Consider the following 16,852-nt stretch of genomic DNA (forward strand, 5'->3'; position numbering starts at 1 on the left):
TTTGTTTGTTTAGTATTTTAATGTGCTTCTAGCCAGTTTTCACCAGTTCCCAGTTCTACATCAAGAGGGACTTCGAGGGTGTAGGCATTTTCCATTTCGGACTGAATGATCGATTTGATGCTTTCTAATTCAGGTTTGTAAACATCAAAAACCAATTCATCATGAACCTGTAAAAGCATTTTGGTTTTAAAATTACCATCGGTTAGTTTTTTGTGTATGTTGATCATGGCAATTTTTATAATATCTGCTGCACTTCCTTGTATAGGAGCGTTAACAGCATTTCGCTCTGCAGCACCTCTGACAACAGCATTGGCAGAGTTAATGTCTTTTAGATAACGGCGCCTTCCCAGAACGGTCTGTACATATCCGTTCTCTCTAGCGAAATCTACTTGTTCACTAATGTAATTTCTCAATTTGGGATATGTCTTATAATAGGTGTCGATTAGTTCTTTCGCTTCGCTTCGGGATAAATCTGTTTGGTTGCTTAATCCGAATGCAGATACACCATAAATAATCCCAAAATTTACAGTCTTTGCATTACTTCGTTGTTCCCGGCTTACTTCTTCGATAGGAACATTAAATACTTTTGCAGCAGTAGAAGCGTGAATGTCTTCCCCGTTTTTAAAAGCGCTAATCATTGTTTCTTCTTTGCTTAGTGCGGCAATAATCCTCAATTCTATCTGAGAGTAATCGGCAGCTAGTAAAATATGATCTTTATCTCTTGGAATAAATGCTTTTCGCACTTGCCTTCCTCTTTCAGTTCTGATAGGAATGTTTTGTAGGTTAGGGTTGTTGGAGCTTAGTCTTCCTGTTGCAGCTACAGTTTGCATATAGTCAGTATGAACTCTTCCTGTAGTTGTATTAACCTGATTAGGGAGTGCATCTATATAGGTGCTTTTTAGTTTAGATAATCCTCTGTATTCTAATATGTTTCTGATGATTTCATGGTCCTTGGATAGATAGGATAAGACATCTTCAGAGGTGCTGTATTGACCTGTTTTTGTTTTTTTTGGTTTATCGACAAGTTTTAGCTTTTCGAATAAAATGACACCTAGTTGTTTTGGAGAAGCAATGTTGAATTCTTCTCCTGCTTTTTCGTATATTTTTTGCTTTAGAGTATCGATATCGTTTTCTAGTTCCGTAGAGAGAGAAGAGAGAAAATCCTTATCCAGATTAATTCCTTCGATTTCCATAGCTCCTAAGACCCTTAGTAGGGGGATTTCAATATCTTCAAATAGTGATAGAATATTCGCTTCATTGAGTTCCGGTGTAAAATGCTCTTTTAGCTGGAATGTTATATCTGCATCTTCCACGGCATATTCGGTTTGTTTTTCTACGGGAACGTCTCTGAAAGATAATTGGTTTTTCCCTTTTTTTCCGATAAGTTCAGTTATAGAGACCGGTGTGTAGTTTAGGTATGTTTCTGATAACACATCCATGTTATGTCTCATATCAGGATTAATAAGATAATGAGCGAGCATGGTGTCGAATAAAATACCTTTTACTGTTATATTGTATTTGGATAATACCTTGATATCATATTTGAGGTTCTGTCCTATTTTAATAATGGCTTCTGATTCGAAGAAAGGACGAAGAGTTTCAATGAGGATCTGTGCTTCATTTTGATCTTCGGGAAAGGGAATGTAAAATCCTTTGCCTTTTTCCCAAGAAAAAGCGATTCCTACCAATTCGGCGGTAAGAGAATCTAATCCTGTTGTTTCCGTATCAAAACATACTTGTTCTTGTTTCAGTAGATTTTGTATGAATAATTTGGTAGCCATTCCAGGAGCAATACTTTGGTAAAAATGCTCCGTGTTTTCTATGGTCTTTCTGGAAGAGAAAGAGGCTGTTTTATCCTCTTGTTCTTCATTGCTTCCAAATAGAGAAAATTGTCCTGCTCCTGCAGCTTTATTGGTTGTATTAGTGTTTGTTTTTGTGTTGTCGTTTCCAAAAAAGATTTTTAGAAACTGATCTTTGAGTCGTCTGAATTCCAGCTCTTCGAATATCTCTTGTACCTTGTTAGAGTCTGGTTCAGATAGCTTACAGGCTTCTGCGTTAAAGGTTACATCGCAATCGGTAATAATGGTTGCTAGTTTTTTGGATAACAATCCCAACTCTTGATTGGCTTCGACTTTTTCTTTCATCTTTCCTTTGAGCTGGTCAGTATTTTCAAAAAGCGTTTCCATGGAACCGAATTGTGCAATAAACTTACGAGCTGTTTTGTCTCCTACTCCGGGGAGACCAGGAATATTGTCAACCGCATCTCCCATCATGCCCAAGTAATCGATAACTTGTTCAGGTCTTTCTACGTCGAACTTTTTCTGAACTTCGGGAATTCCCCATATTTCAATTCCATTTCCCATTCTAGCAGGGCGATACATAAAAATGTTTTCAGAAACCAATTGTGCATAATCTTTATCAGGGGTTACCATATAAGTTTGATACCCTTCCTTTTCAGCTTGTTTTGCCAGTGTACCAATCAGGTCATCTGCCTCAACGCCTTCTAGTTCTATAATAGGAATGTTCAATGCTTTTAATATCTCCTGAATGATAGGAACGGCAATTTTTATAGCTTCAGGGGTTTCGTCTCTATTGGCTTTGTATTCTTCGAAGATTTCCAGTCGGTCTTTACTTCCTCCTTTGTCAAATGCTACGGCAAGATGATCTGGTTTTTCTCTTTTAATCACATCAAAGAGAGAATTTGTAAAACCTAAAATGGCAGAGGTGTCCTGTCCCTTGGAATTAATTCTGGGGTTTTTGATTAAGGCATAATATCCTCTAAAGATCAAAGCGTATGCGTCGAGAAGAAAAAGACGGTTTTGTGACATAAGTTTCTGTTATTGTTGTGGTTGAACAATGTGATTTCTCTGTACTAAGATGATAGTATTAGTATAGATAAGGAGTCAAAACTACAAAGTTATTTTCTATTTATTTGTATGATGTGAAACAAAAAAAGGAGTTTGATATTGTATGGATCGAGTTAGAAGGTATGGGATAGCTGATTAGCATAAAAAAGCTACAGGAATAGAAAAAAGAAATGCCGTCATAAAAGACGGCATTTCGCCCCAAAATAAAATTGATAACAGTGTTATCAATTACTGTTTATATCGTAGTTGTTTTACTGAAAAAACATTCTTTTAGTATTGTGTAAGTGCACTATATCAGCAAATTTACAAATAAATAAAGTTAGATAAGAAATAAAATGTTAACATTTCGGTGGTTGTTTAAGGATAATTAGGACTTTTATTTGTCAAAAATGAAGTTATCGTTAATTTTTACTTAAAAATAGAATAATAATTAAAATGAACAATAGCTTTGTTAATTGGAATATATCAGGGGAAAAATATGCGTTGGGTATTATTAATAAGTTTATTGTCATTAATTGAATTTTATGCTTTTCAAGCTGTTAAAACGGTGATTAAAAGCAAGCCTTTTCATTGGGGTTATTTGCTTGTTTCAGTGGTGTTATTGTGTTATGTGTTGTTTGTCTTTTATTCTTATGACAGAAGCATAGGACCTACTAAGTCAACTTTGAGAGCAGGAGGGATGTTGCTTGTAGTGTTGGTTCCTAAACTGGTTATTGTTGTATTTCTGTTGGGAGAGGATATTATTAGAGGGGTAGTTGCCGTTGGGACGTATCTGATTAATTTTTTTGCTGAGAAAAGATCTGTAGACTACCTTCCGGGAAGAAGAAAGTTTGTGAGCCAGATTGCTCTTGGGATTGCAGCAATTCCTTTAATAGGTTTTTTACATGGGATTTTTAAGGGGAAATACAATTTTAAAGTACTAAAATATACGCTCTACTTTGATGATCTTCCGGATGCGTTTCATGGATTCAGGGTAGCACAGATATCGGATATTCATTCTGGTAGTTTTGATGATGAAAAGAAAATAGCGTATGCGGTAGAGCTTATCAATGAACAGGAAATGGATGTGTTGTTTTTTACGGGTGATATCGTTAATACCATGGCGAAAGAAATGGATCCCTGGATTTCAGTTTTTAAAAATATTAAAATCCCTGCCTATGGGAAATATTCTATTTTGGGGAATCATGATTATGGAGAATATGTAAGCTGGGAAACAAAAGAGGCTAAAGCAGCCAATTTTGAAGCAATAAAGAATATACATGATCAGATTGATTTTAAGCTTCTTCTTAATGAGAGTGTTTTTCTGGAGAAAGGGGAAGATAAAATTGCTGTGATTGGAGTAGAAAACTGGGGGCATAACTTTAAGCAGGCTGGAGACCTGAAAAAAGCATCAGAGAAGGTAAATGCTGATGATTTTAAGATATTATTGAGTCATGATCCGTCGCATTGGGAACACGAGGTGAAAAAACATCAGGAACATTATCATTTAACCTTAAGTGGACATACACATGGATTTCAGTTTGGAATTGAGATCCCTGGATTTATGAAATGGAGTCCGGTTCAATATGTGTATAAACAATGGGCGGGAATGTATCAAGAGTATGGTCGTTATCTGAATGTCAATAGAGGGTTTGGTTTTCATGCTTTTCCGGGAAGAGTTGGAATCTGGCCGGAAATATCAATAATAGAGCTAAGAAAAAAGGGCGAAACTTCTTAATTATTAGAAAGTAGTATATTTACAATGAATTAGAAAGTGAATTTTGTAAAGGCACTTTCGGAAAATTAAAAATAAATGTCATGTCAAAGTTTGGAGATTTAATTAGTTTAAACATTCCTATTTTGCTCGATTTTTATACAGATTGGAATGAGCCTTCCAAGGCGATGCATCCAGTGCTTAGAGATGTTGCTGCTGCGATAGGAGATAGAGGAAAGGTTATAAAAATTGATGTGGATAAAAATGAAGAACTAGCAACTGCTTTACGGGTTAAAGGACTTCCTACATTAATGATTTATAAAGGAGGTGAAATGGTCTGGAGGCAAAGTGGGGAGCAGGATGCGAATACCCTGATTGGTATCATGAAAGAGTTTACGTAATTAGGTGATGCTATTAAACGTATATCCATTTTTATGAAAATGTGCCAACACCTTAGGTAATGCATATTTCATGTTATTAGCAGCTTTTAAGCTGTCGTGAAAAACAACAATACTTCCTTCCTCTGTGTGTTTGATAGTTTTTAAAGAGCACACTTCTCTATCTATTGAAGCTTCCCAGTCTTTCGATAATACATCCCAAAGAATAATCTTATATCCCATCTTTTTGATAGCTCTATAGGTTTTTAGTGTGATCTGCCCATGAGGAGGACGAAAAAGTTTTGGTTGTTGCATTCTTTTGCAGTGTGAGTTTATTTGCTTTTCACATAAGATGATATTATTTACATAGGTGTCTGTCGGGGTCTTCCATGCTTGTAGATGGTTCATAGTGTGATTGCCAATGCTGTGTCCTTCAGATAGAATTCTTTTGAATACTGAAGGGTGTTTATTGATGTTGTCTCCGATGCAAAAGAAAGTCGCACGAGCATTGTATTTCTTTAGCTCATCTAGAACAAATTCTGTAACATCAGGAATTGGTCCATCATCAAAGGTGAGATGAATGTGCTTCTTGTGTGTGTTAGAATAATCCCATATACATCCTGAAAAGATTTTTTTGATGATTTTAGGAGTTTTATAAGGGATCATTGATAAATGCTATTTGTAGTTATTGTAAGATACTAAAAAAGCGCTTTCTATATCTTTGAAAGCGCTTGGTGTTATTTGTTATGATTAAATACTTATTGAGCATTAGGGATAGAATCTATGCTATCCTGAATATCTGATTCTTTTTTGAATTCCTTTTTTAGATCTTCTTCTTGCTTTCTTATAGCCTCTTCTTCGTCATAGCTTCTGTCTCCTTTGTATAGTTTAGAGAACATTCGGAGGTAGCTATTGAATTCTTCTGCCTTTTCTTCGATCCAGTCTTTATCCTGGTTTTCAATTAAAAGATCCACAACAGCTCTGTATCGTTCAACGTTAATTAAGATTTCTTCTCCGTAATTGTGCTGTTCTAATAAGGTTAAGTTAGAGAAATAGGTAAGTTGCTCCTGATATTTTTTAGCAATTTTCACCCAAAGAGCCCTAGCTTTTTCTTTTTCTCCTACTTTGTAATATCCGGAGACATAAGGTTCTAATAACGTATAATATTCATAGTATTCAATCGGAAGTTTTTCCATTCCTAAATCAAGAATTTCTTTCGCTTTTTTCATGTCACCTTCCTGGATTAGTGCTTCTACCAATCGAGCGAGGTTACTGCGGTAAGTAATCGAATTTTTTCTTGTTTCCGGATCGTGGTATATATCTGGGCTTTCACTATTTCCCCATTCCCAGCTTTTTACATTGTTATACATGGTCTTCGTATGAATTCTTCCCATTTCGAAGGGTAATCTAGGGTCTACTTTTGTTTTAATAGGAACTAGTTTATAAGTTAGACCATCCAATTGTAGATAGTCTTTCATCCACAGATAATCATCATCTCCAAAACTACCTCCAGTAAAATAAATAGGACGTTCCCAGTTGTTGTTGGCAATAATGTCAAGCATCATAAGGCGATTTTTGTATAGTACCTCTCCTTTGAGATGAATATCGATATAAGGAACTATTTGGTCTGCATCTTCTGGAGCTACAATACCGTTCTTTAAAACGGCTTCTTTGTCGACAGGAATTCGTATGTGTTTGGTCGGGAATGTGTTTACGGTTACCCCACTAGCCAGATCACCCTGAGTTCTCGGGTCGTCACTTTGTATCCATCGCATCCAGTTTTTGATCAACATAGTGTCCTTAGTAATTTCTTGATGGAATATGGCATCGTTATTACCATGTGCATAGAATTTATGATCCAATTGAGAAGGGATAGGCTTACTGTCGTAGGCAGCTCTTTTCATTTGGTCAATATACCAGTCAGTTGCAAAAAGGCTGGTGTTGACAGTGCGTACATCTGTTCTGTATCCCTCAATCTCTTGTGCATACCAAAGAGCAAAAGTATCATTGTCCCCAATGGTGAAAATAATAGCGTCTTTTTGGCAGGACTGGAGATACATTTTTGCCATTGACTGAGCGGTATATCTGTTGGATCTGTCGTGGTCATCCCAGTTTTCGGAAGCTAATAAAGTTGGAACTGCTAATAGACAAATTACAGTTGTTATAGGAGCAGATAACTTTGGAGATATAGCTTCTTTTAGTAAATCAAATAAGGCATAAACTCCAAATCCAATCCACATAGCAAAGACATAAAAAGATCCTACCAAAGCATAATCTCTTTCTCTTGGTTCAAATGGGCGTTCATTGAGATAAATTTTTAAAGCCAACCCGGTGAAAAGAAAGAATACAAGGAGTATCCAGAAATTCTTTTTGTCTTTTTGTGCCTGAAATATAAGTCCGAGTAGCCCTAAAATAAGTGGCAAGAAATAATAAGTATTTCTCGCTTTGTTTTTTAGTGCGTCAGAAGGGAGGTTTTCCTGTGATCCTAGACGTGTTTCATCGATGAATTTAATTCCGCTTAACCAGTTCCCATCCAAATTCGTCATTTTACCCTGAACATCATTTTGCCTACCAACGAAATTCCACATAAAATATCTCCAGTACATATAACCCATTTGATAGTCTATTAAATAGTGAATATTACTAAGTAAGGTGGGTTTTTGAACATTGATATATTCTCCAAAGGATTGTAGAAACTTATGGTAATCGTCATAATCAATATTTCCTCTGGCATAATCTCTTCTGAACTCAGTTATAACGTCGATCAACTCTTTTTTGCCTTGATATTCAGGTTTTATAGTGAACTTCAAAGGTCCTGTATACTCCATGTAGTTCGAAATGTGCTCCGTACTCCACATTCTGGGTAAAAATGCTTTGTGCCTGTTATCTAGGTTTTGTCTTGATTTTTTATAATTCTTATTAACGATTATATACTTTCCTTTTTTTGTGTCCTTTTCGTATTTAGGTTTTCCTTCTTTATAAGGTTCATCTTCGTCCAATCCGGCATAGATTTCTGAAAATTGAGGACCGTAGAATAAATGAGTTTCAGGATATTGCTCCAAGTTGTAATAGGCTAATAACTCTCGGGCATTATTAGGATTGTTTTCATTGATAACGGTTCCTGCATTAGCACGTATAGGAAGCATGATCCAGGAAGAGAATCCGACTAAAATAAACAAGATACACAGTAACAAAGTATTTAATTGAGCGTATTCTTTTTTTCTGGTGAATTTTAACCCAAAATAAAAGGCTGTGGAAATCAGTAGTGCCGCAATAATAGTTCCTGAGTTAAAAGGAAGGTTAATGCTATTCACAAAAAAGACTTCTAAAGCTCCGAAGAATTTTAAGGTGCTGGGGAGTAGTAATTTGAAAATAAAAAGTAAAACCGCAACAACAATAATATTGGCAGTTATAAAACCTTTCAAGGTTACTTTGTAATTTTTAAAATAGTATAAAAGCCCAATAGCAGGAATGGATAGTAATCCCATAAAGTGAACCCCAAATGAAAGCCCGACGATTAGCGAAATTAATATAAGCCATCGGTTACCTCTTGGCTTGTGCATGTCGCGTTCCCATAATAATCCAAGATAAAAAAGAATGGATAGAATACAGGTAGCCATTGCATATACTTCGGCTTCAACGGCATTAAACCAGAAACTATCGGTAAAAGTAAAGGAAAGTGATCCTACTAACGCAGCTCCTAAAACTGCTATTCCTTTGCTTTGAGAAAATTCCTCTTCTGAAGAAAGAATAAGTTTTCTGAGTAAAATAGTGATAGACCAGAACATGAATAAAATAGCGAAAGCACTTGCTACAGCAGAGGTCATATTAACAACCAAAGCGATCTGAGTAGGGTCAGAAGCAAAAATGGAAGCAAAGGCACCAATCATTTGAAAAAGCGGAGCTCCGGGTGGATGACCGACTTGTAATTTGGAAGAAGTAGCAATATATTCTCCTGCATCCCAAAAACTGGATGTGGGTTCTACGGTTAATGAGTAGGTGAGTAATGCAATAGCAAAAACGACCCATCCTAAAATTTTATTCCACTTTGTAAAGTTGAATGTGTTCATAATGATCTATCAGTTATATAACGTGTGGCGAATTTAATAATAAAATGCGGTTTTGAATTATTTAATAAACGGATTAAAAAGGTTTATGTTTCAAAAACAGTCAAATGGAGAGAGAAAGAAAAAAAAATCTATTTTTTTTATGAAAAAGTTTGGAGAGATGAAAGAAAGTTTTAAATTTGCACCCGCAATCACGCATTGGTCTATGGTGTAACTGGCAACACGTCTGGTTTTGGTCCAGAAGAGTCTAGGTTCGAGCCCTAGTAGACCAACAAAAAAGGGAAGCAATTAGGCTTCCCTTTTTTTATTTGTGTAAGTTTTAAGATGTACTTGTAGTTCTGAGGAGGTAAAGAAGTTTCCTTCGGTTAGAGAGAAAGATAGCGCAATAAAGAAAAAAGGCATCAGTGGGGTGTTTCTTTGTAGTGAGTAGGATATGGTTGCAATACTTTAAGGTTTGAAAAACAAAGAAGGCTGGTTTTGGGGTTGTTTCTTTTTGATAGTCAGTGAGATAAAGATGCTGTAATTTAACAAGAGCTTTACGTTTTTTAACAAAATGCTATCGTAATGAGGAAAGGGTTTTTAGTTATTTTGTTTCAGGATGTTAGATCCAGAATACATAGTAACGTCTTAAAACCAATTCATTATGAGACATATAAATAATTATTTTTTTTTGTTGTGCTTTGCTTTGCTATTGCCAATGACGCTAATTGCGCAACATACTTTTTCTATTGTAGCAGTAGATCCGGAAACAGGTGAAATCGGAAGTGCAGGGGCTACCTGTATTAGTGCTGAAGATGGTGCGATAACTGTAAGTGATATTGTGTTAGGAGTAGGGGCAATCAATACGCAGGCATTATGGACACCGTCTAATCAACGAGCAGCTACTAAGCGTATGAAAGCAGGAGATTCTCCTGAGCAAATTATTCAATGGATGGTGCAACATGGAGAGGTTCCGGATAATGCGCAATATGTTGTTGTTGATTTAAATGGAGGGGCACCGAGAACAGCTGGATATACTGGGGTTAAGGTATTTGATGAAAAGTTACATCTTACGGGGGCTAATTATGCGATAGCTGGGAATATCTTGCTTTCTAAAGAGGTTATCAGGGATATGGAAACTGCTTTTTTGCAAACCGAAGGGAGTTTAGCAGACAAATTAATGGCAGCCTTGCAAGGGGCTAAAAGACCCGGGGCTGATTCTAGGTGTTTGCGGGATGGAGTGAGTTCGGGTTCTGCGTATATACGGGTGGCTGATCCGTCAGATACCAATAATGAACACGGAAAGCTTTCTCTTGATTTGAATGTGTGGATTACAACAAATGTTTTTGAGCCCATTGATGCTTTGCAAAAAGAATATGATAATTTGGGTCAATGTGTGGAGGTGTCACTTGCTTTAAAAACAGATAACTATCCGACAGAAACATCTTGGGAAATACAAGATAAGGATCGAAAAGTGGTAGCTTCGGGAGGATCTTATAATAAAGAACTTATTACAGTAAAAAAATGCCTTCCATCAGGAGAGTACACTTTTGTTATTAAGGATACATATGGAGATGGGATTTGTTGTAGGTATGGCAACGGATATTATAAATTGACATCAGGAGGAAGAACCTTGGCTTCAGGAGGTAGCTTCAGATATTCGGAGCAGACTCCATTTAGTTTGCAAAATTCAAAAAACTTAACGTTGGATATGAAGAATGAGGTTTTTGTTAAAGATGGAGGAGCTCAGATTGCGATATATCCGAATCCTGCAGATGATATAGTTGTGATCAAGTCCGATGGTCAATTTATTTCTTCTTATGAAATACATGATGTTTTTGGTAAGCTTATAGAAAAAGCCAGCAATGGTATAAAAACGCCTAATACAACTATTTATCTCGATGTAAAAAAGTATCTCTCAGGAATGTATTTTGTTACGATCTATGATGATAAGCAGCAAAAAGAAGTAAATCAGCTAATAGTAAAATAATCAGAAGTAGAGATTGTTTAATGTGGTGGGAGGAAAAACAATTAATTCTGATAGATCAGTCTGGAAACTGATTATAGTGGTGTAAAACAAAACAGGAAAGTAATTTTACTTTCCTGTTTTGTTTATTTAGCTTATACGGCTAAGCAAAGTACGTTGCTTAGGTGTTTTTTTTAGTTCGCTGGAATCCTGAATGTAATAACTGGTCTTTTGGCATGATTGACCATGTCTTCGCTAATGCTTCCGTTTACAAAATGTGATATTCCTGTTCTGCCATGAGTTCCCATTCCGATAATCCCGGCTTTAATGGTGTTGGCAAAATTCATAATACCTTTTTCTATAGTTTCATCATTGTAGATGTTTAAGGTGTAATCTTCAATGGGTAATGTGCTGAGTAAACTATTCATCTTATGTTCGATATAGTGAGTAGTTCTAAATTTGCTGGAAGTGTTAATCCATACCAGATTAAAGGTAGCATCTATTTCTTTGGAGAAGTTATATGCGGCCAGTAAAGTTAATTTGTCTTCTTCTTCAAAGCTGGAAGCGTATACGAAATTTTTAATATTAAAGAGGTCGCATTCATTTTTGATAACCAAAACTGGAATTTTTGAAAAACGCACTATTTTTTCAGAATTAGAACCAATAAACAGTTCTTTTACGCCAGATGCTCCGTTGGATCCCATGATGATAAGATCAATATCATTGTTGGTACAAGTATCGGAAACGCCCTTTTGCATGCCTTCAAAACTTACGGTTTCTTTAACGGTAATACCTTCTAGGTAGTCCTTGTCTTTGTACTCTTCATACTTGAGATGCGTTTGCTGCATAAACAAGATGGCAGGTGGTGCCGGAGCAGAGTTACCTGATATGACTAGGTCATTAGAGTAGTCTGGTAGATCGATGATGTGTAATAAATAAATCTCTGCATTGTTCTTTTTGGCTACCTGAGCAGCTACTTTTAGTGCACTTTCTGCTTGAGGGGAAAAATCTGTGGGTACAAGTATTCTTTCTATCATAATCGTAGGTTTTAAATTGTTAATAAATAAAAGCGTTGAAAGTTTAGCGGGTAGCTTGGGTCTTTTAAATATACGAATAAATTGATTGTCAATGTCTTTTTTTATCTAAAAAAATATTCGTATATTTGCAGCGTTTAACGAGAAATTAAGAGGTGAGGGGGCGAAAAGTCCCCTCTTTTTATCTATCTATGTCATTAAAAGAAAAAGTTGAAGGATTTTTACTCGAAGGGCTTAAAGAGAATCCTAAGTTGTTTTTGATTAACTGGACTATAAGTCCTTCAAATCATATCGAGGTTATTATAGATGGTGATGAGGGGGTGAAAGTAGAAGATTGCATTTCGATAAGCAGATCAATAGAACATAATTTAGATAGAGAAGAAGAAGATTTTTCTTTGCAGGTTATGTCAGCAGGGGTTTCTGAAGGGTTGTCGCATATTCGACAATATAAAAAGAATATTGGAAGAAAGCTTTCCGTGAAAACCAATGAAGAGACTGTTGAAGGAGAGTTGATCTCAGTGACAGATGAATCAGTGTTACTGCGCTGGAAAGCAAGAGAGCCTAAACCTGTTGGAAAAGGAAAAGTAACCGTTACCAAAGAAGCATCTCTTTGTTTTGAAGATATACAAGAAGCAAAAGTTATGATAACATTTTAATTATAAACTGAAATGGAAAATATTGCATTAATAGAATCATTTTCAGAATTCAAAGATGATAAGTTAATAGATCGCGTGACGTTGATGGCGATTTTGGAAGATGTATTTAGAAATGCCTTGAAGAAGAAATTTGGTAGTGATGATAATTTTGATATTATCATAAATCCTGATAAAGGGGATTTAGAGATATGGAGAAATAGGATAGTGGTAGATGATGGGGAAGTAGAAGATAGTAATCAGGAAATATCACTTTCTCAGGCAAGAAAAATTGAGCCTGATTTTGAAGTAGGAGAAGATGTGTCTGAAGAGGTGAAGTTAATTGATCTGGGAAGACGTTCTATTTTGGCATTACGTCAGAACTTGATCTCTAAAATACATGAGCATGACAATACAAATGTATATAAGCAGTTTAAAGAACTAGAAGGAGAGATCTATACCGCAGAAGTTCATCACATACGCCATCGGGCAATTATTTTATTGGATGATGAAGGAAATGAGGTGATTCTACCTAAAGATAGACAGATTCCGTCTGATTTTTTTAGAAAAGGAGATAATGTAAGAGGGGTCATCGAAGCAGTAGAATTAAAAGGTAATAAGCCTTCTATAATTATGTCTAGAACTTCTCCGCTATTTTTAGAGAAGTTGTTTGAATCAGAGATTCCTGAAGTTTTTGATGGATTGATTTCTGTAAAGAAAGTAGTGAGGATTCCAGGAGAAAAGGCAAAAGTAGCAGTGGATTCTTATGATGATAGAATTGACCCTGTAGGAGCTTGTGTGGGAATGAAAGGTTCTCGAATCCATGGAATTGTTCGTGAATTAGGAAATGAAAATATTGATGTAATTAATTACACTAATAATGTTCAGTTGTATATTACAAGAGCATTAAGCCCGGCAAAAGTTACCTCTATAAAGATTAGTGAGGATAATACAAGGGCTCAGGTTATGTTGCGTCCAGAGGAAGTTTCAAAAGCAATTGGGCGAGGAGGGCATAACATACGTCTGGCAGGTCAGTTGACAGGTTTTGAGATAGATGTCTTTAGAGAAGGAGTAGAGGAAGATGTGGAATTGACAGAGTTTAGTGATGAAATAGATTCTTGGATTATAGAAGAATTTGCGAAAATTGGATTAGACACGGCAAAGAGTATCTTAGAGCAGGATGTATCTGATTTGATTAAGCGTACAGATCTTGAAGAAGAGACAATAACAGAGGTTATTCGAATTTTAAAGTCTGAATTTGAAGATTAATAAACACAATTAATTTATATTTGGCAAAATAATTGGCATTTATGGCTGAAGCAAAAACAATGAGATTAAATAAAGTATTACGCGAATTCAACATCTCGCTTGATCGGGCTGTGGACTTTTTGAGTTCCAAAGGTCATGAGATAGATGCGCGTCCTACTACCAAAATTTCTTCGGAGATTTACAAGTTGCTTTTTGATGAATTTCAAACTGATAAAAGTAAAAAAGTAGCTTCTAAAGAAGTTGGAGAAGAAAAAAGAAAAGAGAAGGAAGCGCTGCGTGTGCAGATTGAAAATGAGCAGGAAGAAAAGCGGAAACGTGCAGAAGCTCGTGATGTTGTTAAAGCTAAAGCGCATTTAAGTGGTCCAAAACAAGTAGGAAAGATTGATTTGGCGAAGAAAGAAGAAGTTGCTAAGCAGCCCGAAGCAACGAATGAGAAATCTTCTGAAAAAGTAGAAAGTAAAACAGAGGAGCCTGAAGTGAAAGAAGAAAAACCTTCTTCTGAAACAGTACAGCATCAAGATAAGTCTGAACGTAAAGACAGCGCTAAGGTTTCTAAGGAAGATAAAAAAACGACTACTCCGGAAAGAGTGTCGAATCGTCCTGAAAAAAGAGGAATTAAATTGGCAAAATTAGCTCCAATCGAATTGGAAAAGAAGAAGGCGGAAAAAGCAACGGAACCACAAGCCGCTGCAAAAACTAAGCAAACGCCTCAGGAACCGGTGGTTCCTGCTGAACCTGAAAAAGTAAAGACGAAGTATCAGAAACTAGATGGTCCTAATTTTACAGGTCAGAAAATTGACTTAACCAAATTTCAGAAACCGGCAAAGAAGAAGGAAGAGAAATCTGATAATAAGTCTAATGACGCGAATAAAAAACGTCGAAGAAGAATCAGTAAAGAAGGAGCTGGATCCGGAGGAGGAGCAAACAGATCTAATAACCAAGGAGGAAACCGAGGAGGAAATAATAACCGAGGAGGAAATAATAACCGTGGTAAAGGTGGATCCCGAGGAGGGAATCACAGAAGACCTCCTGTGGTTAAGGAAGAGCCAAGTGAAGAAGAAGTACAAAAACAAGTAAGAGAGACTCTGGAAAAACTTCAGGGGAAATCTAATAAGTCTAAAGCGGCTAAATACCGAAGAGATAAGCGAGATCAGCACCGTCAGAAGATGGAGGATGATGTAGCACAACAAGAACAAGAGAATAAGACGCTTAAAGTTACTGAGTTTGTAACGGTTTCTGAGGTGGCTACGATGATGGATGTGCCTACAACCAAGGTGATATCTACCTGTATGTCATTAGGAATTATGGTGACAATGAATCAGCGACTAGATGCAGAAACCTTGTCAATTGTAGCTGATGAATTTGGGTATGAAGTTGATTTTGTAACATCGGATCTTGAAGAGTCTATCGAAGATATCGTTGATAATCCTGAAGATTTGGTGGTGAGAGCACCGATTGTAACGGTAATGGGACATGTTGATCATGGTAAGACTTCGCTCTTGGATTACATTCGTGAGGAAAATGTAATTGCTGGAGAGAGTGGTGGAATAACCCAGCATATCGGAGCGTATGGAGTACAGTTAGAAAATGGACAGAAAATTGCCTTTTTAGATACACCAGGTCACGAAGCGTTTACAGCGATGCGTGCACGTGGAGCTCAGGTAACAGATTTGGCGATTATCGTGATTGCGGCAGATGATGATGTGATGCCACAAACGAAAGAAGCGATAAGTCATGCTCAGGCTGCTGGAGTTCCAATAATCTTTGCGATTAATAAGGTGGATAAGCCAACAGCAAATCCTGATAAGATTAAGGAAAAACTAGCTGCTATGAATCTTTTAGTAGAAGACTGGGGAGGTAAAATTCAATCCCATGATATCTCTGCTAAAACCGGATTAGGAGTGAAAGAGTTACTGGAAAAAGTATTGCTTGAAGCTGAAATATTAGAACTTAAAGCAAATCCAAAACGTTCTGCTAGTGGAACAGTGGTAGAAGCCTTCCTTGATAAAGGAAGAGGATATGTTTCTACTATTCTGGTTCAGACAGGTACACTTAGAATCGGAGATTATGTATTGGCAGGAAAAAATAGTGGTAAGATTAAGGCTATGCAGGATGAAAGAGGGAATAATGTCAAGGAGGCAGGACCTTCTACTCCAATCTCTATCCTGGGGCTGGATGGTGCACCACAGGCAGGTGATAAATTCAATGTATTGGAAGATGAGAGAGAGGCAAAAGATATTGCTGCTAAGAGGGCTCAATTACATAGAGAACAATCTGTAAGAACTCAAAGACATATAACACTTGATGAAATCGGAAGAAGGATTGCGTTAGGAGACTTCAAGGAGTTGAATATAATCTTAAAAGGAGATGTGGATGGTTCTGTTGAAGCATTGACGGATTCGTTCCAGAAATTGTCTACAGAAGAGATTCATATCAATATTATTCATAAAGCTGTAGGTGCTATTACAGAAAGTGATGTGCTGCTAGCCTCGGCTTCTGATGCGATTATTGTAGGATTTAATGTTAGACCTGCAGGAAATGCAAGAGCAGTAGCGGATAAGGAAGAAATTGATATCCGTACATATTCTATCATTTATGATGCGATCAATGATCTTAAGGATGCAATGGAAGGAATGTTATCTCCAGTTATGAAAGAGGAGGTTACAGGTACTGCGGAAATCAGAGAAACCTTTAAAATTTCTAAAGTAGGTACTATTGCAGGGTGTATGGTTCAAAATGGAAAAATATACCGAAACTCAGGAATTCGCCTTATTAGGGAAGGAGTTGTTGTGTATACCGGAGAGCTGTCTTCTCTGAAGCGATTTAAAGACGATGTAAAAGAAGTAGGAAAAGGATACGATTGTGGTCTTCAGATCAAGAACTATAATGATATCAAGATTAATGATGTTATTGAAGCCTATACAGAAGTAGCAGTGAAGAAGAAACTTTAAAAATATAATAACAAGTA

10 protein-coding genes and 1 tRNA gene are annotated in these 16,852 nt (G+C 36.6%); 7 read left to right on the plus strand and 4 right to left on the minus strand.

Features of this window, described 5'->3' with window-relative positions; translation table 11 throughout:
- Positions 1-17 precede the first annotated feature (17 nt).
- Positions 18-2,828 carry a DNA polymerase I gene (polA, locus tag HN014_RS09420; RefSeq protein WP_176028632.1) on the minus strand — a complete coding sequence of 937 codons (2,811 nt, stop codon included), beginning with the start codon at positions 2,826-2,828 and terminating at the stop codon, positions 18-20.
- 517 nt (positions 2,829-3,345) lie between these two features.
- Here polA and HN014_RS09425 point away from each other — a divergent pair.
- Positions 3,346-4,584 (plus strand): metallophosphoesterase, encoded by a 1,239-nt coding sequence (locus HN014_RS09425; protein WP_176028633.1) that lies wholly within the window; start codon positions 3,346-3,348, stop codon positions 4,582-4,584.
- 80 nt (positions 4,585-4,664) lie between these two features.
- A complete protein-coding gene (locus tag HN014_RS09430) occupies positions 4,665-4,961 on the plus strand; it encodes a co-chaperone YbbN (RefSeq protein WP_176028634.1) in 297 nt (98 codons plus the stop codon).
- Here the strand turns inward: HN014_RS09430 and HN014_RS09435 are convergent, their stop codons facing one another.
- A complete protein-coding gene (locus HN014_RS09435) occupies positions 4,962-5,603 on the minus strand; it encodes a polysaccharide deacetylase family protein (protein ID WP_176028635.1) in 642 nt (213 codons plus the stop codon). It abuts the gene before it with no gap.
- 92 nt (positions 5,604-5,695) lie between these two features.
- Positions 5,696-9,007, minus strand: coding sequence for a DUF2723 domain-containing protein (locus HN014_RS09440; protein WP_176028636.1), 3,312 nt, complete (start codon positions 9,005-9,007; stop codon positions 5,696-5,698).
- A 196-nt stretch (positions 9,008-9,203) separates the two neighbouring features.
- Between HN014_RS09440 and HN014_RS09445 the strand changes: the two genes are divergently transcribed.
- Both HN014_RS09445 and HN014_RS09450 read left to right on the plus strand, forming a co-directional pair.
- Positions 9,204-9,276, plus strand: a tRNA-Gln gene (locus tag HN014_RS09445).
- A 371-nt stretch (positions 9,277-9,647) separates the two neighbouring features.
- The gene (locus tag HN014_RS09450; RefSeq protein ID WP_176028637.1) at positions 9,648-10,973 is read left to right on the plus strand and encodes a DUF1028 domain-containing protein; all 1,326 of its coding nucleotides are present in this window, start codon (positions 9,648-9,650) and stop codon (positions 10,971-10,973) included.
- A gap of 170 nt (positions 10,974-11,143) precedes the next feature.
- Here the strand turns inward: HN014_RS09450 and HN014_RS09455 are convergent, their stop codons facing one another.
- Entirely contained in the window at positions 11,144-11,986 is an 843-nt protein-coding gene (locus HN014_RS09455; protein WP_368660074.1) for a universal stress protein, read from the minus strand.
- Between the two features lie 188 nt (positions 11,987-12,174).
- Between HN014_RS09455 and rimP the strand changes: the two genes are divergently transcribed.
- From rimP to infB, 3 genes are read left to right on the plus strand one after another with little or no spacing between them, the layout of a single operon-like run.
- Positions 12,175-12,639 carry a ribosome assembly cofactor RimP gene (gene rimP / locus HN014_RS09460; RefSeq protein ID WP_176028638.1) on the plus strand — a complete coding sequence of 155 codons (465 nt, stop codon included), beginning with the start codon at positions 12,175-12,177 and terminating at the stop codon, positions 12,637-12,639.
- A 12-nt stretch (positions 12,640-12,651) separates the two neighbouring features.
- Positions 12,652-13,884 (plus strand): transcription termination factor NusA, encoded by a 1,233-nt coding sequence (gene nusA / locus HN014_RS09465; protein WP_176028639.1) that lies wholly within the window; start codon positions 12,652-12,654, stop codon positions 13,882-13,884.
- A 41-nt stretch (positions 13,885-13,925) separates the two neighbouring features.
- Positions 13,926-16,835, plus strand: coding sequence for a translation initiation factor IF-2 (infB, locus tag HN014_RS09470; protein ID WP_176028640.1), 2,910 nt, complete (start codon positions 13,926-13,928; stop codon positions 16,833-16,835).
- The last annotated feature ends 17 nt before the right edge of the window (positions 16,836-16,852 follow it).

Origin of the sequence: Aquimarina sp. TRL1 (genome assembly GCF_013365535.1) — a bacterium.
Lineage (GTDB): Bacteria > Bacteroidota > Bacteroidia > Flavobacteriales > Flavobacteriaceae > Aquimarina > Aquimarina hainanensis.